This is a genomic window from Phenylobacterium sp. (genome assembly GCF_965284355.1).
Classification (GTDB): domain Bacteria; phylum Pseudomonadota; class Alphaproteobacteria; order Caulobacterales; family Caulobacteraceae; genus Phenylobacterium.
This window is the reverse complement of the sequence record NZ_OZ260078.1, coordinates 4,668,552-4,686,414: the sequence shown is the minus strand read 5'-3', so window position 1 is coordinate 4,686,414 and position 17,863 is coordinate 4,668,552. Positions and strand designations below refer to the sequence as shown.

The 17,863-nt window shown below is 69.0% G+C and carries 16 protein-coding genes, 1 tRNA gene and 1 pseudogene; 11 read left to right on the top strand and 7 right to left on the bottom strand.

The annotated features are described in order from the left end of the window. Positions 1–49: 49 nt before the first annotated feature. Together ACQ66R_RS23060 and ACQ66R_RS23055 are read right to left on the bottom strand one after the other, a co-directional pair. Positions 50–421 carry a DUF6285 domain-containing protein gene (locus ACQ66R_RS23060; RefSeq protein WP_430425933.1) on the bottom strand — a complete coding sequence of 124 codons (372 nt, stop codon included), beginning with the start codon at positions 419–421 and terminating at the stop codon, positions 50–52. Next, on the bottom strand, positions 418–1,413 hold the full coding sequence (locus ACQ66R_RS23055) for a phosphotransferase family protein (RefSeq protein WP_430425931.1): 996 nt from the start codon (positions 1,411–1,413) through the stop codon (positions 418–420). Before ACQ66R_RS23055 ends, ACQ66R_RS23060 begins: the two co-directional genes overlap by 4 nt. Positions 1,414–1,540: 127 nt before the next feature. On the opposite strand from ACQ66R_RS23055, the gene ACQ66R_RS23050 reads away from it, so the two are divergent. Both ACQ66R_RS23050 and ACQ66R_RS23045 read left to right on the top strand, forming a co-directional pair. Then, the gene (locus tag ACQ66R_RS23050; RefSeq protein WP_430425929.1) at positions 1,541–2,908 is read left to right on the top strand and encodes an acyl-CoA dehydrogenase family protein; all 1,368 of its coding nucleotides are present in this window, start codon (positions 1,541–1,543) and stop codon (positions 2,906–2,908) included. Next, positions 2,868–3,245, top strand: coding sequence for a gamma-glutamylcyclotransferase family protein (locus ACQ66R_RS23045; RefSeq protein ID WP_430425927.1), 378 nt, complete (start codon positions 2,868–2,870; stop codon positions 3,243–3,245). Before ACQ66R_RS23050 ends, ACQ66R_RS23045 begins: the two co-directional genes overlap by 41 nt. Here the strand turns inward: ACQ66R_RS23045 and ACQ66R_RS23040 are convergent. Further along, positions 3,242–4,657, bottom strand: coding sequence for a Mur ligase family protein (locus ACQ66R_RS23040; RefSeq protein ID WP_430425925.1), 1,416 nt, complete (start codon positions 4,655–4,657; stop codon positions 3,242–3,244). The genes ACQ66R_RS23045 and ACQ66R_RS23040 overlap by 4 nt on opposite strands. A gap of 346 nt (positions 4,658–5,003) precedes the next feature. Between ACQ66R_RS23040 and ACQ66R_RS23035 the strand changes: the two genes are divergently transcribed. Beyond that, positions 5,004–5,079, top strand: a tRNA-Asn gene (locus ACQ66R_RS23035). A 33-nt stretch (positions 5,080–5,112) separates the two neighbouring features. Here ACQ66R_RS23035 and ACQ66R_RS23030 read toward each other — a convergent pair. Together ACQ66R_RS23030 and ACQ66R_RS23025 are read right to left on the bottom strand one after the other, a co-directional pair. Next, on the bottom strand, positions 5,113–5,772 hold the full coding sequence (locus ACQ66R_RS23030; RefSeq protein ID WP_430425923.1) for a glutathione S-transferase family protein: 660 nt from the start codon (positions 5,770–5,772) through the stop codon (positions 5,113–5,115). Between the two features lie 149 nt (positions 5,773–5,921). Then, positions 5,922–6,362, bottom strand: coding sequence for a VOC family protein (locus ACQ66R_RS23025; protein ID WP_430425921.1), 441 nt, complete (start codon positions 6,360–6,362; stop codon positions 5,922–5,924). A gap of 267 nt (positions 6,363–6,629) precedes the next feature. Here ACQ66R_RS23025 and ACQ66R_RS23020 point away from each other — a divergent pair, with 267 nt between their 5' ends. From ACQ66R_RS23020 to ACQ66R_RS23000, 5 genes are all read left to right on the top strand, one after another. Further along, positions 6,630–7,700: an efflux RND transporter periplasmic adaptor subunit gene (locus ACQ66R_RS23020; protein WP_430425920.1), complete on the top strand. Its 1,071-nt coding sequence runs from the start codon at positions 6,630–6,632 to the stop codon at positions 7,698–7,700. Between the two features lie 25 nt (positions 7,701–7,725). Next, positions 7,726–10,971: an efflux RND transporter permease subunit gene (locus tag ACQ66R_RS23015; protein ID WP_430425918.1), complete on the top strand. Its 3,246-nt coding sequence runs from the start codon at positions 7,726–7,728 to the stop codon at positions 10,969–10,971. Between the two features lie 63 nt (positions 10,972–11,034). Further along, positions 11,035–11,508 carry a GNAT family N-acetyltransferase gene (locus ACQ66R_RS23010; protein ID WP_430426395.1) on the top strand — a complete coding sequence of 158 codons (474 nt, stop codon included), beginning with the start codon at positions 11,035–11,037 and terminating at the stop codon, positions 11,506–11,508. Between the two features lie 127 nt (positions 11,509–11,635). Then, positions 11,636–12,328 (top strand): alternative oxidase, encoded by a 693-nt coding sequence (locus tag ACQ66R_RS23005; RefSeq protein WP_430425916.1) that lies wholly within the window; start codon positions 11,636–11,638, stop codon positions 12,326–12,328. Then, positions 12,328–12,744, top strand: a complete 417-nt coding sequence (locus ACQ66R_RS23000; protein WP_430425914.1) for a group III truncated hemoglobin — start codon at positions 12,328–12,330, stop codon at positions 12,742–12,744. The genes ACQ66R_RS23005 and ACQ66R_RS23000 overlap by 1 nt, the downstream gene beginning before the upstream one ends. A gap of 119 nt (positions 12,745–12,863) precedes the next feature. Here ACQ66R_RS23000 and ACQ66R_RS22995 read toward each other — a convergent pair. Further along, positions 12,864–14,706, bottom strand: a pseudogene (locus ACQ66R_RS22995) (ABCB family ABC transporter ATP-binding protein/permease). A gap of 118 nt (positions 14,707–14,824) precedes the next feature. Between ACQ66R_RS22995 and ACQ66R_RS22990 the strand changes: the two are divergent. Continuing rightward, entirely contained in the window at positions 14,825–15,427 is a 603-nt protein-coding gene (locus ACQ66R_RS22990; protein WP_430425912.1) for a TIGR00730 family Rossman fold protein, read from the top strand. Between the two features lie 319 nt (positions 15,428–15,746). Next, the gene (locus tag ACQ66R_RS22985; RefSeq protein ID WP_430425910.1) at positions 15,747–16,577 is read left to right on the top strand and encodes an outer membrane protein; all 831 of its coding nucleotides are present in this window, start codon (positions 15,747–15,749) and stop codon (positions 16,575–16,577) included. A gap of 69 nt (positions 16,578–16,646) precedes the next feature. On the opposite strand, the gene ACQ66R_RS22980 is transcribed toward ACQ66R_RS22985, so the two are convergent. Further along, positions 16,647–17,594, bottom strand: a complete 948-nt coding sequence (locus tag ACQ66R_RS22980) for a LysR substrate-binding domain-containing protein (RefSeq protein WP_430425909.1) — start codon at positions 17,592–17,594, stop codon at positions 16,647–16,649. Between the two features lie 99 nt (positions 17,595–17,693). On the opposite strand from ACQ66R_RS22980, the gene ACQ66R_RS22975 reads away from it, so the two are divergent. Then, positions 17,694–17,843, top strand: a complete 150-nt coding sequence (locus ACQ66R_RS22975) for a hypothetical protein (RefSeq protein ID WP_430425907.1) — start codon at positions 17,694–17,696, stop codon at positions 17,841–17,843. The last annotated feature ends 20 nt before the right edge of the window (positions 17,844–17,863 follow it).

Below are 17,863 nucleotides of genomic sequence, written 5' to 3'. Positions count from 1 at the left end.
CGGCTTGTAAAAATCGGACATCTGGCCGGGACAAGTCCGGCCGTGACGATCACTTCTGGGACGGCGCCGTCCCCTCCGGCTTGTAGCTCGGCTGGTCGATGGCGAGTTGGTTCTTGGCCATCACCTGCAGGGCCAGCATCAGCCCCGGGCTCTCGGTCGTGAGCTCGCCCGAGTGGATGCGCGCGCAGAGCTCCGTGTTGAGCTCGTCGTAGGTCCCGCCATGCCCCAGCACCTCGCTCATCCGCGCCACGGCCTCGGCGTCGGCGGCGGGGCCCAGCGTCAGTTCGCGGGCGATCGTGGCCATGGCGTTGGCGGCCACACGGGCCAGGAACGCGTTGCGCGGGTCCAGGGTCGGGCGGATCTCGTCGATCCACAGGCGGACGGACTCGGCGAGTTCCTCGGTTCTCGGGTGCGAGATCACAGGCCTTCCTCCAGCAAGACGACCAGGTCGGCCTCGGTTTCCGAAACGCGGCGGCCGATCATCGGGCGCTCGACCGACTTGGTCACGCCGTCGCGCCACGACAGGTACATGGTCAGGCACATCACGCCCCAGCGCAGCGACCCCAGCATCTGCCAGAACCGCACCCGCGGCAGGTCGATCGCCTGCCCGCCCGCCGACGCGTAGCCGGCCAGCAGGTCGGCATACTCGCCGAACCCGCCCACCGGCCGGTCGGGCCGCCCGAAGCGCCACGAATTGGTGCAGATCCAGCCCATGTCCTCGGCCGGGTCGCCCAGGTGCGCCAGCTCCCAGTCCAGGATCGCGGCGACGCCCTTCTCGGGATCGAACATGATGTTGCCGTTCCGGAAGTCGCCGTGCAGCAGCACCGGCTCGACCGGGTCGGGCACGTGGCGGCGCAGGTACTGGAACGCCAGCTCCAGGATGGGTCGCTCGGCGCCGGTCGCGCGATAGACCTCCTCGTAGCGGTCCAGTTCCTCGCTGCCGTTGACGGCCTTCAGCTTCAGCCCCGCCGGCGGCGTGGTCTTGTGGATGGCGACCAGCGACTCGCCGCACTGCCGCGCCAGCGCCGGGCGCACGCCGTCGAAGCGGGCGTCCGAGGTGATCTTGCGACCCAGCGTCTCGCCATCCACGCGGACCATGACATAGGCCTCGCCCAGCCCGTCCTCGGCGTCGCACAGGTGGCGCACGGTCGGCACGCGGGCGCCGTTGGCCCCCGTCGCGCGGATCAGAGCCGCCTCGGTGGCCAGGCTGACCGACCGCGCGGTCTCCTCGTCGAACGCCGTCGCGCGGCGGCGCAGGATCAGGCGCTCGGGTCCGTCCTTGCCCTCGAACCCGAACGCCCAGGTCTCCATGCTGGCGCCGCCCGACAGGCGCTGGGCCTCGGTCAGCGTGGCGCCCTGGCCTCCCAGTCTCGCGGCGAGCTTCTGGAGGCCCGCTCGAACATCAACTTCCATGACCCGGCGGAACCTCTCGGCTGGTCTAGACTGGGTCCGATCTGGCGGGCTTGCCGGGCCGTTGTAAACCGGTCCCCTACGTCAAGGCCGCCCAAGAGAATGTGCGACGACGCTTGGGAGAACGGCCATGGATTTCGACATTCCGCAGGACATCCAGGACTACCTGGACGAGCTGGACCGGTTCATCGACGACGTGATCATGCCGCTGCAGCACGCGGACGATAACGACCGGTTCTTCGACCATCGCCGCGAGCACGCCCGCACCGACTGGGACAACGACGGCCTGCCCCGCCCCGAGTGGGAGCAGCTGCTGGCCAAGGCGCGCAAGCTGGCCGACGAGGCCGGGCACCTGCGCTTCGCCTGGCCCAAGGAGATGGGCGGCAAGGGCGGCAGCCAGCTGGCCATGGCCATCATCCGCGAACACCTGGCGGCCAAGGGCCTGGGCCTCTTCAACGATCTGCAGACCGAGCACTCGATCGTCGGCAACAACCCCTTCGTGCTGATGTTCAAGGAGTTCGCCACCAACGCCCAGTACGAGCGCGACGCCGACAAGCTGCTGAACGGCGGCATGCGCACGGGCTTCGGCCTCACCGAACCCAACCATGGTTCGGACGCCACCTGGATGGAGACCCGCGCCGTCCCGCACGAAAAGGACGGTCAGCCCGGCTGGCTGATCAACGGTGAAAAAATGTGGACGACGGGTATGCACGTCGCCACGCATGTCATGGTTTTTGCTCGGACTTCCGGCAAGGACGGGGACGCCACGGGCATCACCTGCTTCATCGTCCCGGCCGACACGCCCGGGGTGAAGGTCGAAGAGTACATGTGGACCTTCAACATGCCGACCGACCACCCGCGGGTGAGCTTCACCAACGTGTGGATCCCCGAGGACAGCTACTGGGGCCAGATCGACCGCGGCCTGGGCATCGGCCAGTCGTTCGTGCACCAGAACCGCATCCGGCAAGCGGCCTCGAGCCTGGGCGCGGCGCAGTTCTGCATCAACGAGAGCGTCATGTACGCCCGCACCCGCAAGCCGTTCGGCAAGCCCCTGGCCGAGAACCAGGCGATCCAGTGGCCGCTGATCGAGCTGCAGACCCAGTGCGAGATGCTGCGCCTCCTGATCCGCAAGACGGCCTGGCAGATGGACCGGATGGAGCACAAGGAGATCGAGAAGACGATCTCGGACAAGGTCTCGATGTGTAACTACTGGGCCAACCGGCTGGTCTGCGAGGCCGCCGACCGGGCCATGCAGGTGCACGGCGGCATCGGCTATTCGCGCCACAAGCCCTTCGAGCACATCTTCCGCCACCACCGCCGCTACCGGATCACCGAGGGCTCGGAGGAGATCCAGATGCGCAAGGTGGGCGCCTATCTGTTCGGCTACCTGGGCCCCAAGCGCGCCGACCCGGTCTTCAAGGCGATGAACGAAGCCGAGAAGGCGTCCAAGACCGAGTATGTCCAACCCGTCCCCGCCCACCACAACGCCTCGCGCTGACGACCACCTCCGGCGCCTGGCGGTCTACGGATCGCTGGCGCCGGGCCAGTCCAATGCGGACCAGCTCGCCGGCTTGTCGGGCGAATGGCAGCCGGGCGTCGTGCGCGGCCGGCTGGTCGAGAGCGGCTGGGGTGCGGCGCAGGGCTATCCCGGCCTAACCCCTGACCCACTCGGACCCGAGGTTCGCGTCCAGGTCTTCATCTCCGACGACCTTCCAGCGCAGTGGGCGCGGCTGGATGCCTTCGAGGGCGACGAGTACGAGCGCGTCGCGATCGAGGTGGACATGGGCACAACGAGCATCACAGCCCAGATCTACGCGCTGCGCCCCGAGCCCTAGGCCGCCGCTTCCCGCCGTCCGTAAAGCGCGTCGAACACCGGCGGCAGGCTGTCGGGCAGGCCCAGCAAGGGGCCGGAGGACAGCAGCAGGACCACCTCGTCGCCCGTCAGCCGGCTGAGGGCGGCGGTGGCGGCCTCGGCGGTCTCGACGCCTTCGACAGGAACGCCCGCCTTCGCCACCCGGTCCAGGATCTCGTCGAAGCCCGACTGCTGATGGCTCTGCTCGCCGTGGTGCGGCGGCGGGATGATCAGCACACGGGCCACCCCTTCGAACACGGTGTCGTACCAGGGCAGCGCGTCGCGGTTGCGCCAGGAGAAGGTGTGCGGCTCGAACACCACCGTCAGCGGCCGGTGCGGATAGTGCAGCAGCATGGCCTCGATGGCCGAGCGGGCCTTCTCGTACGATGAGCCGAAGCCCTCGATCACCGGCACGGCCGAGACCTTGGTCAGCCGGTCCAGGCGCCGCCGGATGCCGGCGAAGCTCTCGACCGCGCGGGCCAGCCCCGCCTCGTCCACCAGGCCGCGCTCGAGCAGGTAGGCGCCGACGCCCACGATGTTCTCGACGTTGTGCTCGCCCAGCAGCGTGGTCGCCAGGGCCACCCGCCGTCCGGCCGGCCCCGCCAGGGTGAACCGCGTGGTCTCGCCGTAGACGATCCCCTCGGGATACCAGCCGTCGCAGGGGGCGGTGTCGTACCAGACGATGCGCGCGGCGGCCTCGCCCGCGATGGCGCGGATGGCCGGGTGCTCGCGCGCCACCAGCAGGCCCTCGGCCGGCAAGAGGCGCATGAGCTCGCCGAACGGCTTCACATAGTCCTCGAAGGTCGGGAAGACGTTGACGTGGTCGTGGATCAGCGAGGTCAGCAGCACGTCGCGCGGATGGTACAGCACGAACTTCGAGCGCCGGTCGTTCGGGCCCACGATGTACTCGTCGCCCTCCAGCACCACCTCGGCCGCCGAACCCCAATGGCCGGTGTCGGGCAGTGACGGCGAGATGGCGCCGATCATCCAGCCCGCGTCGACGCCGTTGGCGCGCAGGACGTGGGACATCAGCGCGGTGCAGGTCGACTTGCCGAACGAGCCCGCCACCACGGTGTTGCGGCGAAGGCCGGTCGCCTCCCCCACCAGCTCCGGGAAGGTGGTCACCCGCACGCCGCGCGCGCGGGCGGCCTGGACCTCGACGTTCTGATCGCCGCCCAGCTTGGCGCTGGCGCCCAGCACCAGCAGGTCGAGCTCGATGGGCAGATTCGCGGCGTCGAACCGCCAGGTGACCGGAAACCCCAGCCCCTCGACGTAGGTCGACATCGGCGGGAACGCGCCCTCGTCCGACCCGGTGATCGCGTGTCCGGCCTCGCGCATCATCAGCGCCGCCGCGGCCATGCCCGCGCCCGCGATGCCGGTGAAATGGATGCGCATCGTCCCTCTTCTCAAAGACTTGCGCCCCGGTTTCGACCGATTGGCGACCGTCGTAAAGGCCCTCGCGGCAAAGCGGCCGCGACGCCGCCGGCGCAAGCTTCACCGTGACCTTTCCCAGAAGTTCCCTGCAGAGCTTCGCGGTTAACCCCGACTTAACCACCACAGCCGAGTCTGAAGGCGTCTTCTTTGAAGACACCCCACCATCACCGACTTTGATCAGCCCGGCGTCCGCGCCGGGCTCTTTTTTCAGCCCTCTGCCGAGGGGCGCGGGGCCGTTCCTGCGACACCTTTTCTACGACGCTTGCACGACCCAGCGACCCGGCGTATACGCCCGCCCTCGGTGTGATCCCCGATAGCTCAGTTGGTAGAGCAGCCGGCTGTTAACCGGCTTGTCGCAGGTTCGAGTCCTGCTCGGGGAGCCACCGAGATTTCCCTCACATCACAGCCCTGTCCCCTCAGTCGGGGGATCCCCGCCCCTGGAGCGGGAAGTTCTCGCGCCAGGGCCGCGCCTCGTCGATGACGCGGGCGATCGAGGGCCGGGCGAGCAGCCGGGCGCGATAGGCCCGCAGCGCCACATGCGATTCGGGGATCGGAAACGCCCAGTGGGCGTAGAACAGCGCCGGCGCCGCGGCGCAGTCGGCGATGCCGAAGGTCTCGTTCGCCGCCCAGGTTCGCCCGGTCATCCACCGCTCGAGCCAGGCGTAGCTCCGGTCCAGCCCCGCCTTTACCTCGTCCTCGATGTAGGGGTCGCGCCGCGCCTCCTCGCGCAGGACCGACGAGACGGCCCGCTGCAGCAGGATCATCACATAGTCGTCGAACACCCCGTCCATCTGTCGCGCCTCGATGGCGGTGCGAGGATCGGCGGGGACCATCGGCGGCGCCGCGCCATGGTGCAGGTCGAGGTACTCGATGATCGCCGCCGATTCGATGACCGTGCGGTTCCCATCGACCAGGACCGGGAACTGCCCTGTCGGCGAGGCCTGGGCGACAAAGGCGCCGTTCTCGGGATGGTCGGGGTCCAGCATCCGGAACTCGAACGGAACCTGGCGCTCGTAGAGCGCGATCAGCGCCTTCCAGGTGAAGGCTGCGAAGGGGTGTCCATAGAGCTGGAGCATCGGCCGGCCGTCCCGCTTACTGATTGCACCGTGCAAGCAGTATCAGTGCGTCTGCCGGACGCAAGCTGCGCTTCGCCCTTGGAGAGCCGCCCCTGGCTACTCGGCGACGGCGGCGAGCCTCCCGGCGCAAGGCCGACTCACAAGCCCGGCTACCAGCTCCCCACGTTCGGCATCGAGGCCCAGGGTTCCGCTGGCGGCAACGCCTGGCCGGCCTGGAGCAACTCGACCGAGATGTTGTCGGGCGAGCGGATGAAGGCCATGCGGCCGTCGCGGGGCGGACGGTTGATGATCACGCCGCCGTCCTTCAGGCGCTGGCAGACGGCGTAGATATCGTCCACCGCGTAGGCCAGATGGCCGAAGTTGCGGCCGCCGGAATAGACCTCGGGATCCCAGTTGTAGGTGAGCTCCACCGTGGGGGCCCTGTTCTCGCGGGCCGCCGGTTCATCGCCCGGCGCGCAGAGGAAGACCAGGGTGAAGCGGCCGGCCTCGTTCTCCACGCGGGAGACTTCCTTAAGCCCCAGCTTGTCACAGTAGAACGCGAGGGAAGCGTCGAGGTCGGTCACGCGGACCATGGTGTGCAGGTATCGCAAGGCTGTCGGGTCCGTTCTCGGGTCCACTGGCGGACGGTTCGTTTGCCGCGTAAGACGGCTGCGAGGATGGGTTCGCGCGCAACGCGTTCCCGCGTCACAGTGCAATCCAGGCTCGCGATGGCGTATTAGACCCGGGTCGTCGTGTGACCGCAATTTCATTTGCGCTGACATAACGGCGGCATCAAAAGCAGGACAGGCCGCGATCAGACGGCGCCTGCGTGTGGTGGGGGCCACGGCGCACTCTGCTGAGACTGGGGATACGGCTCTATGCGTTTGAAGTCACAGTACGTCGTGATCCTGGCCATCGCCGGCGTGCTGCTCCTGTTCTTCGGGATCAACTCGCTGTTCGGTCGCAACAAGGCGGCCAACGCCAAGGCGCCGCCGTCGGCCGCCGCGGCCGGTCCCCCCAGCGTGCAGGTCAAGCTGACTCCGCCCACGTTGCGCGACGTGCAGGTGGTGATGCGGGGCCGCACCGAGGCGGCGCGCAGCGTCGTGGTGCGCTCCGAAACCGCCGGCGTGGTGGCCGCGGTTCCCGCCGCCGAAGGCAGCTTCGTACGGCAGGGCCAGGTGCTGTGCCGCCTCGCCGTCGACGCCCGCCAGGCCAGCCTGGATCAGGCGCGCGCCGTGCTGAAGTCGCGGCAACTCCAGCGCAAGGCTGCCGCCGACCTCGCGGAAAAGGGCTACCGTTCCGAGACCCAGGTGCTGGAAGCCCAGGCCAACCTCGACGCCGCCACCGCCCAGGTGCGGGCCGCCGAGATCGCCCTGCGCCAGGTGGAGATCCGTGCGCCGTTCGCCGGCGTGTTGGACAAGCGTGACGCCGAGGTCGGGACCTATCTTTCGCCCGGCCAGCCCTGCGGCACACTGATCGAGCTGAACCCGTTGCTGGTGGTGGGCGACGTGCCCGAGACGCAGGCCGCGAACCTGCGCGTGGGCGCCCCCGCGACCGCCAAGCTGGTGTCGGGCCAGATGCTGAGCGGCAAGGTGCGCTATGTTTCGCGCGACGCCGACCCCCAGACGCGGACCTACCGCGTCGAGGTAGCGGTCCCGAACGGCCAGATGATCGTCCGCGCGGGCCTTTCGGCCGAGTTGCGCGTCGCCTCGGGCGCCGGGTCTTCGCACCTGGTGCCGGTGTCGACGCTGGTGCTGGACTCGGCGGGTCGTCAGGGGGTGCGCCATGTGCTGCCCGACGGCCGCGTCGCGTTCGCGCCTGTGACGGTCCAGGAAGAGACCGCGCAGGGCATGTGGGTGAGCGGCCTCTCCGGCACGGTCAACGTGATCACGGTGGGCCAGTCGTTCGTGGCCGACGGCCAGAAGGTTCGGGTCGTCCAGACGCGCTAGCGTCCGGAGGATCCTGGAGGAAATCATGATCGGCCCCCTGATCGACGGAGCCATCAAGCGGCGCAAGGTGGTGCTCGGCGTCACCCTGATCGCGGCGCTGTTCGGCCTGTTCGCCTATCTGAACATGCCGCGGGAGTCCGAGCCCGACATCGACCTGCCCTACATCTCGGTGATCGTGCCCTACCCCGGCGTGTCGCCCGAGGACTCCGAGCGCCTGCTGGTCAAGCCGCTGGAGCTCGAGCTCCAGACGATGGAGGGCATCGAGTCGATGAACGGCGTGGCCCGCCAGGGCGCGGCGATCGTCACCCTCGAGTTCGAGGCCGACTTCGACAAGGACAAGGCGCTGGAGGACGTCCGCGCCAAGGTCGATCTGGCGCGCGGCAAGTTCCCGCCCGACGCCGAAGAGCCAATCATTCAGGAGGCCAACTTCTCGGGCGAGCCGATCATCGGCATCGTCGTCTCGGGCTCGGCGCCCGAGCGCGAGCTGCACCGCATCACGACCGCGCTGAAGGAGCGCCTGGAAGGCACCGAGGGCGTGCTGGAAGTCGACATGGCCGGCAGCCGCGAGGAAGTGCTCGAGGTGCTGATCGACCCCCTCCGCATGGAGGCCTACAACGTCACCACCAGCGAGATCGCCCAGGTCATCGGCCGCAACAACCAGCTGGTGCCGGCGGGCAACCTGCGCTCGGGCCCCGGTCAGTTCGCGGTGAAGGTGCCCGGCGTCGTCGAGAAGCCGGACGACATCCTGGCCCTGCCCATCAAGAAGTCGGGCGACCGCCTGGTGACCATGGGCGACATCGGCGAGGTTCGGCGCACCTTCAAGGAAGCCAGCTCGATCAGCCGCTTCAACGGCCAGCCCGCGTTCATCCTGGAAGTCTCGAAGCGCGGCGGCGCCAACATCCTGGAAACGGTCAAGACCGTCCGCAAGGTGACCGAGACCGAAGCGAAGAAGTGGCCTTCCACGGTCAAGCTCGACTACCTCTATGACGAGAGCGACTTCATCGGCCGCACGCTGGTGGTGCTGGAGAGCGGCCTGATCATGGCCAGCCTGCTGGTGATGATGATCATCATCGCCAGCCTCGGCATCCGCCAGGGCCTGATGGTGGGCGTGTCGATCCCGATCTGCTTCCTGCTCGCCTTCCTGCTGATGACCGGCATGGGCGTCACGCTGAACATGATGGTCATGTTCGGTCTGGTTCTCGCCGTCGGCATCCTGGTCGACGGGGGCATCGTGGTGGTCGAGTACGCCGACCGCCGGATGGCCGAGGGCCTGCCCAAGACCGAAGCCTTCACCGCGGCCGGCAAGCGCATGTTCTGGCCGGTGGCGAACGGGACCCTGACCACGCTGTGCGCCTTCGTGCCCTTCATGTTCTGGAACTCGATCGCCGGGAAGTTCATGAGCTACCTCCCGCTGACCCTGTTCTTCGTGCTGGGCGCGTCGATCTTCGTGGCGCTGATCTTCACCCCGGCGCTGGGCTCGATCTTCGCCCGCAAGGCCGCCGTCGACGAGGAACACCTGGCCGAGATCGCCAAGTCCGAGCACGGCGACCCGCGCGAGATGAAGGGCTTCATGGGCTGGTACGCCCGCCAGCTGACGGCGATGACGCATCACCCCACCCGGACGTTCGCCGCCGGGGGCGCGCTCATCGTGGTGATCATGGCGTGGTTCATCATGACGCCCCACCGCACCGAGTTCTTCTTCTCGGACGAACCCGAGGACGTTCAGGTCTACGTCAAGGCGCGGGGCAACCTGTCGCCCGAGGCGCAGGACGCCCTGGTCCAGCAGGTCGAGCGCAAGTTGGTGGGCGTGAAGGGCGTGGAGTCGTTCTACGTGCGATCGGGCGGCTTCTCGTCGAATGGCGGGCCGAATTCCGCGCCGAACGACACGGTGGGCCGGATCCGCGTGGACTTTGCCGAGTACGAGGATCGCATCGCCCAGGGCCTGAGCGGCTACGACATCGAGCGCGAGGTGAAGGCACGGCTGGGCGAGATCCCCGGCCTTCAGCTCGAGGTCCGCCAGCAGCAGAACGGCCCGCCGGTGGGCAAGGACATTCAGGTCCAGCTCTCCAGTCATGATCCGGCGCAACTCAACGCCGCGGCCGAGATCGTGAAGGCCCGCCTGGCGCAGGATCCCCAGCTGATCGAGCTCGAGGACAACCGCACCTCGCCCGGCATCGAGTGGAACCTCGCCATCGACCGCGAGGCCGCGGGCCGCTACGGCGTCGACGTCCTGTCGGTGGGCCAGACGATCCAGTTCCTGACCGGCGGCGTGCTGATGGGCCGTTTCCGGCCGGATGACGCCGAGGACGAGCTGGACATCCGCGTCCGCTTCCCCGCCGTCGACCGCAACGTGGCGGCGCTGGAACAGCTGAAGATCACCACCCCTTCGGGCCCGGTGCCCGCCAGCTACTTCGTCAAGCGCGTGCCCAGCCAGCAGGTCACCCAGATCCAGCGGCGGGATGGTCAGCGCCTGGTCATCGTCCAGGCCAACACCATCTCGGATCAGGTGGCGTCGAACCTCAAGATCGGCGAGCTCCGCGAGCCGCTGACCAAGGCGCTCGATGCCTACCCCGCCGTGACCTGGAAGTTCACCGGGGCCGACGAGGAAGGGCAGGAAGCCGTCGGCTTCTTCGTCGCCGCGATCGCCGCGACGCTCTTCATGATGTTCGTGATCCTGCTGTGGCAGTTCAACAGCTTCTATGGGGTGCTGGTGACCCTGTTCGCGGTCGTGCTGTCGACGGTGGGCGTGTTCCTGGGCGTGCAGGTCAATCTGGGGAACACCTTCCCCTACATCTCGGTGATCATGCTGGGGACAGGGGTCGTGGCGCTGTTCGGGGTGGTCGTGGGCCACAACATCGTGCTGGTCGACACCTTCTACCATCTCCGCCACGAGGGCTACGCGGCCGACGAGGCGGCGATCCGGGCGGCGGCCCAGCGGTTCCGGCCGGTGGTGCTGACCACCCTGGTGACGGTGGTGGGCCTCCTGCCGCTGATGTTCCAGATCCACCCGAACTTCCACACCGGCCACATCGAGTACAAGGCGCCGGGTTCGACATGGTGGGTGCAGCTGTCGGCCTCGGTGGTCTGGGGGCTGTCGTTCGCGACGCTGCTGACGCTGGTGCTGACCCCGGTGATGCTGGCCGCGCCCAAGGTCTATTCCCGCCGGTTCGGCTGGGTGCGCGACCACATGCCGGGCCGCAAGTCCGCGCCCCCGCGGCAGACCGTCGAGACCCCGCACGGCGCCGCCGACATACCGCGCGCGGCGGAGTAGCCGTTGGGCGGACTGACGCACCGGATCGCCACGCCTGCCGACGCGCCTGCGCTGGCCGAGGTGATGGAGGCCGCGATCGCCGAGCTGCAGAAGGGGTTCCTGGACCCCGCGCAGATCGCGTCCAGCCGGATGATCATGGGCCTGGACCGGCAGCTGCTGGCGGACGGAACCTACTTCATGGTGCTGGACGGCGAGGCCATCGCCGGCTGCGGCGGCTGGAGCCGGCGCGCCACCCTCTACGGCGGCGATCACACCCCGGGCCGCGACGCCGCCCTCCTCGACCCCGCGACCGAGGCGGCGCGCGTGCGGGCCATGTACACCCACCCCGACTTCGCCCGTCGCGGCGTGGGCCGGCTGATCCTGCAGCTGTGCGAGGCCGCGGCCGGCGCCGAGGGGTTCAGGCGCGTGGAGCTGATGGCCACCCTGTCGGGCCGCGCGCTCTACAGCCAGTGCGGCTACGAGGATATCGAGGCCATCGAGGACGCCCGTGGGGGCGCGCCCGTGCCCCTGGTGCGGATGGGCAAAGCGCTTGGCTAGGGCCCAAGGCCAAGTTCTCCGTACCGGTACTTAGGGAGCGCACCGCAATGGCGGCGGGGGGCGCGCAGACCTATCTCAGGGTCAGTAGCGGCCAGCATGATTGGCCGATCGCCCAAGGGTTATCCCGATGAACGCTCCCCTCGTAGACCTCGCTGTCCGCCACCGGCCGCGCGGCGCGTCCGACCGCATCGCGTTCGGCTTCGTCAAGGCGCTGCGGTTCTGCGCCGACACCTTCTTCGCCAAGCGCTACGGCCACCGCGCCGTGGTGCTCGAAACCGTGGCGGCGGTGCCCGGCATGGTCGGCGCCACGCTCAATCACCTGAAGTGCCTGCGCCGGATGTGCGACGACCGCGGGTGGATCAAGACGCTCATGGACGAGGCCGAGAACGAGCGCATGCACCTGATGACCTTCATCGAGGTCGCCAAGCCCACCGCCTTCGAGCGGTTCGTGGTCGTGGCCGCCCAGTGGGTCTTCTACATGTTCTTCTTCGGGCTCTATCTCGTGTCGCCCAAGACCGCGCACCGGGTCGTGGGCTACTTCGAGGAGGAGGCGGTGGTCAGCTACACCCACTACCTCGCCGAGATCGACGAGGGCCGCTCGCCCAACGTCGCGGCTCCGGCGCTGGCGATCCGCTACTGGAACCTGCCGGCCGACGCCACCCTGCGCGATGTGGTCGAGGTGGTCCGCGCCGACGAGGCTCACCACCGCGACGTCAACCACAGCTTCGCCAACGAACTAGGCGGACTGGCCCAGCCGCGGGTGATCCCCGCCGCCTGGCCGCACGAGCAGCTCCAGCCGCACTGGCGCGACGCCGCCTGATGGACGCCAAGCCGCGCATCGGCCCCGGCGCTCCCGCCGGGGTCGATGAGGCGCTGATCCGGCGCCAGGTCCACACCTTCTACGGCCGCGTGCGCCAGGACCCCGTCCTGGGGCCGATCTTCAACGACGCGATCACCGACTGGGACGAGCACCTCGCCAAGCTCTGCGATTTCTGGTCGTCGGTGCTGCTGATGACCGGCCGCTTCAAGGGCTCGCCCATGGCCGCCCACGCGCGCCGGCCCGATATCCGGGACGAACACTTCGCCTTGTGGCTCGACCTCTTCGAGCGCACCGCCCGCGAGGTCTGTCCTCCGGCCGCCGCCGACCTGTTCGTCGAGCGATCGCGGATGATCGGCCGGAGCCTTGCGCTGGGCCTGTCGGTGAGCCGCGGGGTCATCCCGCCGCTGGACGCCTAGCGCCCGTCCCGGTTGGCTTGAATCAAGCCAACCGGGAGAAACGGGCTCGTCGTCTTCCTGCTGGAGCGCATCCTTATCGCCTGCGGCGCCTCATCCTCGGCGGGATGCGCTCTAGCCGGTCAGGCCTCGCGGGTTTGCCGACGCCACAGCGCGGCGTACTCCCCGGTCTTCGCCAGCAGTTCCGCATGCGTCCCCTGCTCGGCGATCCGGCCCCGGCGCAGGACCAGGATCTGGTCGGCGTCGACGATGGTCGACAGGCGGTGGGCGATCACCAGCGTCGTGCGCCCGGCTTTCACCTTGCGCAGCGTCTCCTGGATCGCCGCCTCGGTGGGGCCGTCCAGCGCGCTGGTGGCCTCGTCCAGGATCAAGAGGCGCGGATTGGCCAGCAGCGCACGCGCGATCCCCACCCGCTGCCGCTCGCCGCCCGACAGCTTCAGCCCCCGCTCGCCCACCCGGGTCTGCATGCCGTTCGGCAGGCCGTCGATGAATGGCCCCAGCTCGGCGGCGTCGGCGGCGGCGCGCACCTCGTCCGGCGTCGCGCCCGGCCGGGCGAAGGCGACGTTGGCGTAGAGGGTGTCGTTGAAGAGCGCCACGTCCTGCGGCACCAGCGCCACGGCGCGGCGCAGGTCTGTCTGCCGCACCTCGCGCAGATCGACGCCGTCCAGGGTCACCCGCCCCTCCTGCGGGTCCAGCAGGCGCATCGCCAGCCGCACCGCGGTGGTCTTGCCCGATCCCGAGGGGCCGACCAGGGCGATCGTCTGGCCGGGCCGGGCCTCGAAGGTCACGTCCAGCAGGCCCGACGCCCGCGCATCGTGGCGGTAGCTCACGTGGTCGAAGGCCAGCGCTGCGCCCTGCCCGCTGGCCGGCGGCAGGGGCCGGGCGGTCGCTGCGTCGACGATGTCGGGGGTGATCTTCTGGAGCGCCACCATCTGCTCCATGTCGATCAGGCCCTGGCGGATCTCGCGGTACTGGAAGCCCAGCATGCCCAGCGGCGCATAGAGGCTAGAGAGCAGCAGCACCGCCATGGTGATGTCGCCCAGCTGCAGCCGCCCGCCCGCCACCTCGTAGCCGGCCATCACGGTCAGCGCCGCCAGGCCCACGTTGAGGATCAGCGACTGGGCCCCGTTCAGCGCGTTCAGCGAGCCGTTGGCCCGGGCGCTGGCGTCGACGTACGTGGCCATGGCCCGGCCATAGCTGTCGACCAGCCGGTCCTCGGCGCCGAAGGCCTTCAGGGTTTCGTAGTTCATCAGCGCGTCCGACGAGAGCCCCGCCGCGCGCGTCTCGGCCTCGTTCAGCTCGCGCCGGTGCGACAGCCGCCAGTCGGTGATCTTGAACGTCACCACCGCATAGACGACCAGGGTGGCGAAGGCGGTCAGGGCGAACCGTCATCCTGGCGGAAGCCGGCCACCGCCATGGCCAGGATCAGCTCGCGGCCTTCGCGCCCAGGTTGAAGATCAGGCTGCGGATCAGGAAGTCGGTGGATCGCGCCCCCCGGTCGATCACCCGCGAGAGCGCCCCCGTCTGCTTGGTCTGGTGGAAGTCCAGCGACAGCGACAGCGCGTGCCCGAAGCTCTCCACCGCGGCCCGCGCCATGGTCGACTGCGAGACCCGGGTGAAGATCGCGTCGCGGGCATAGGGCGCGCAGGCGGCCAGCAGGCGCAGCGCCGCGAACGCCACCGCCAGGCCCACGAAGCTGGCCCCTACCACCAGCCCGCCCTGCTGGACCGGGCTCAGCGTGTTGATCGCGTCGCCCAGCATGACGGGGGCCAGCACGCCGCAAAGCTTGCCCACGACCACCAGCACCAGGGCGGCGCCGATCCTTAGGCGCAGCTGCGGCGCGCCCGAGCGCATGACCAGCGCCATGAGGTCGCCCATCGAGCCCCAGAAGTTGAACTTGGCGTCCTTGGCCTCGACGGATCCGGGGCCGCTGAAGCGGCCGGTGGCGACATGGGCGTGGACCAAAGCGGGCTCAGGCTCCTGGGCGGGGTTTACTTGGCGCGACTTAACGCTGAACCTAGCTACTCGGGCCTGTTCGCGGCCGACACAAGCGGTTCGTCAGTTTCCCCTTGGAGTATGCGTCATGAGGCGTCACCGCCAACGCCTGGAATCGGCCTGTGTGTTCTGCGGCTCCTCCGACGAGGCGGATCCGGAGTTCCTCAGCGCGGCGCGGGGCGTGGGCAAGGCGCTGGCCGACGCGGGCATCAAGCTGGTCTACGGCGGCGGCGGCGTGGGCCTGATGGGCGCCACCGCGCGGGCGGCGCACGAGGCCGGCGGCGACGTTCTGGGCATCATCCCGACCTTCCTGGTGGGCGCCGAGCGGGCGCTGGAGACGGTCGAGCACATCATCGTCGACAACATGCATGAGCGAAAAATGCTCATGTTCCAGCGCTCGGACAGCTTCATCATCCTGCCCGGCGGCATCGGCACCCTGGAAGAGGTGGTCGAGCTGCTGTCGTGGCGCCGCCTCGACCTGCACGCCAAGCCGGTGGTCTTCTACAACCCTCGGGGCTTCTGGGAGCCGCTCTTCAAGCTGTTCCAGCACACGGTCGACGAGCGCCTGACCCCGCCCCAGTTCATGCAGGCCTGGGTCGCGGTGCCCACCGTCGACGAGATCGTCCCAACCCTGCTGGCCCAGGGCGCCGAGCCCTACCCCTCCGAAGCCGCCGTCGGCCGCCGGGGCTAGCTCACCGCGCGCCGCAGGCGCCGTCATTCGGAACCACGAAAGACACGAAATACACGAAAGGTTCCGGACGGCTGATGCGTCCAAGCGCTCCAGGCGGTTTCGTGTATTTCGTGTCTTTCGTGGTTCCCTACGGGCGGCGCTGACGCGCCATCGCGGCTGGAAGTCTCGCGCGCGACCCGCCCACGCCAGGATTGTGACAAACTCGCCACACAGGCGAAAATCTGCGACAGCCTGCCGCATCCAAGTGACGAAGATCAACGTAGAGGCGTCAACGGGTCGCTATTCTGCCGGCCCGGTTACAACCTGGACGGGCCCTCTCATGAAAACCATTCTCCTCACCGCGGCCGCCCTGTCGGCTCTCTCGTTCGCCTCCGCCGCCAGCGCGCAGTCCTCCGACTGGACCGGCGCGTACATCGGCGTGACCGCCGGCTACGCCGATCGTTCGGAAAGCAAGGGCGAGTCGATCGGCTTCGACACCAACCTCGACGGCAATTTCGGCGACGTCGTGCGCACGGCCGCCGGCGCCGACGCCTTCTCCACCGGCTTCTGCCCCGGTTCGTTCAACACCAACGCGGCGCCCGGCGGTTGCCGGGGTGACGACAAGACCGACGTCGAGCTCTCGGTTCGCGGCGGCTACGACTACCAGATCGGCCAGTTCGTGGTCGGCGGCGTCATCGAGTACAGCCGCCTCGAGCTGCAGGACGCGGTGACCGCGTTCTCGATCACGCCCGCGGCCTACAACTTCACCCGCAAGCTGACCGATGTGTGGGCCTTCCGCGCCCGCGGCGGCTACGCTTTCGGCGACAGCCTCGTCTACGCGACTGGCGGCTATGCGGTCGGCAACATGAAGCACAGCTTCCGGACCACCAACACGGTCAACGCCTTCCCGCAGGTCGGCGGCGGCGACGCCAAGGGTTATCAGCTGGGCGTGGGCTTCGAACACAAGCTGACCCAAAATGTCAGCATCGGCGCCGAATTCCTGCGCACCAGCCTGGAAGACGACGACTTCGGCGTGCGCGCGGCCAATTCGGGCACGACGGCGGCCACGAACCCGTTCCTGCTCGTCAATACGGCGGGCACGGACTTCCGCCGCACCGATGAGGACTTCGAGTTCAACAGTTTCAAGGTGACCGCCAGCTACCGGTTCTAAACCGGGACCTGGCGCGCTGGCGTCTCCCGATCGCGGGTGCAACTGAAGCCTCGGCCTCCGGGGCGTAGGTCAGGAGACGTCGGACACGACTTCGCGGCGCGCCAGTTCGAGGCGCGCCGCGGGGTCTGCCCGCACCTGGTCCAACAGCCAGGTCCGGAACGCGGCGATCTTGCGGTTGCGCCGCCGGTCGGCCGGATAGGCCAGCCAATAGGCCCCTTCCCCGAACACGATCGGAAACGGCTGCACCAGCCGCCCCGCCGCGATGTCGGCGGCGAACATCACTGGCGAGCCGATGGCCATCGTGCCGTTCGCCATGGCCGCGGCCACCTCCAGCACCTGTGAATCGCCCGTGATCCGGATGCCCGTGGCGATGCTGTCGGGACAATCGGCGACGCCGGCGGCGGCGAACCACAGCGCCCACTCTTCCTCCGATCCCACCCGTTCCAGGCCCATCAGGTCGCCCGGCTCCGGCGACGGGCCCAGCCCCGCCAGCGCCTGCGGCGTCGCCAGCACCGTCTGGGCCGTCGGGAACAGGTAGATCGCCTCCAGCCCCGGCCACTGTCCGTGGCGGCTGGACCGGATGCCCACGTCCGCGTCGCCGCGCATCAGGTCGATCATCCGGCTCTCGCTGGACAGCCGCACGGCCACGTCCGGGTTGGCCACCTGGAACGCCCCCAGCCGCGCCGCGAGCCACTGGGTGGCGAAGGTCTGCAGGGCGCTGATGGTCAGCACGCCCGCGCCCTGGTCGGTGATGTCGGCGATGGCGGTCCGCAGCGCGGTGATCGCCTCGCTGGCCGCGCGGTACAGCCGCTCGCCCGCCGCGGTCAGCGTCACCTCCCGCGGCAGCCGGCGGAACAGCGCCTGATCCAGCCGCCGCTCCAGCGCCTTCACCTGCCAGCTCACCGCCGCCTGGGTCATGCCCAGCTCGCCCGCGGCGCGCGTGAAGCTGCCCAGGCGGGCGGCCGCCTCGAAGACGCGGACGGCGCTGAGCGGCACGGTGGCGAGAGGATCGGACATAAGCTTGACTTATGGATATAGCAGGAGAACCGGTTTGAGGTCTGGCCTTCGGAAGACCATTTTCCCTCCACGAGTTCAACCCCGAGACGGGAGAGGGTCATGGAAGACCTGCATCGTATCCATAAGGACGTTCCCTTCGGCTACTGGACCGAGCTGGTGGTCCCCGCCTATCGCGCGATCATGCGACGCCTGCGCGGCCGCAAGGCGACGACGCTCCCGGCCGAGATCCGCCTGATCGGCCTGCGCTAGACCCGCCGGCCGTCCGAGCC

What these genes read in the sequence shown, in the direction of transcription:
- ACQ66R_RS23055 (WP_430425931.1), bottom strand. Translation starts at nt 1,413, where the DNA reads ATGGAAGTTGATGTTCGAGCGGGCCTCCAGAAGCTCGCCGCGAGACTG.
- ACQ66R_RS23050 (WP_430425929.1), top strand. Translation starts at nt 1,541, where the DNA reads ATGGATTTCGACATTCCGCAGGACATCCAGGACTACCTGGACGAGCTG.
- ACQ66R_RS23045 (WP_430425927.1), top strand. Translation starts at nt 2,868, where the DNA reads ATGTCCAACCCGTCCCCGCCCACCACAACGCCTCGCGCTGACGACCAC.
- ACQ66R_RS23040 (WP_430425925.1), bottom strand. Translation starts at nt 4,657, where the DNA reads ATGCGCATCCATTTCACCGGCATCGCGGGCGCGGGCATGGCCGCGGCG.
- ACQ66R_RS23030 (WP_430425923.1), bottom strand. Translation starts at nt 5,772, where the DNA reads ATGCTCCAGCTCTATGGACACCCCTTCGCAGCCTTCACCTGGAAGGCG.
- ACQ66R_RS23020 (WP_430425920.1), top strand. Translation starts at nt 6,630, where the DNA reads ATGCGTTTGAAGTCACAGTACGTCGTGATCCTGGCCATCGCCGGCGTG.
- ACQ66R_RS23015 (WP_430425918.1), top strand. Translation starts at nt 7,726, where the DNA reads ATGATCGGCCCCCTGATCGACGGAGCCATCAAGCGGCGCAAGGTGGTG.
- ACQ66R_RS23010 (WP_430426395.1), top strand. Translation starts at nt 11,035, where the DNA reads ATGGAGGCCGCGATCGCCGAGCTGCAGAAGGGGTTCCTGGACCCCGCG.
- ACQ66R_RS23005 (WP_430425916.1), top strand. Translation starts at nt 11,636, where the DNA reads ATGAACGCTCCCCTCGTAGACCTCGCTGTCCGCCACCGGCCGCGCGGC.
- ACQ66R_RS23000 (WP_430425914.1), top strand. Translation starts at nt 12,328, where the DNA reads ATGGACGCCAAGCCGCGCATCGGCCCCGGCGCTCCCGCCGGGGTCGAT.
- ACQ66R_RS22990 (WP_430425912.1), top strand. Translation starts at nt 14,825, where the DNA reads ATGAGGCGTCACCGCCAACGCCTGGAATCGGCCTGTGTGTTCTGCGGC.
- ACQ66R_RS22985 (WP_430425910.1), top strand. Translation starts at nt 15,747, where the DNA reads ATGAAAACCATTCTCCTCACCGCGGCCGCCCTGTCGGCTCTCTCGTTC.
- ACQ66R_RS22980 (WP_430425909.1), bottom strand. Translation starts at nt 17,594, where the DNA reads ATGTCCGATCCTCTCGCCACCGTGCCGCTCAGCGCCGTCCGCGTCTTC.
- ACQ66R_RS22975 (WP_430425907.1), top strand. Translation starts at nt 17,694, where the DNA reads ATGGAAGACCTGCATCGTATCCATAAGGACGTTCCCTTCGGCTACTGG.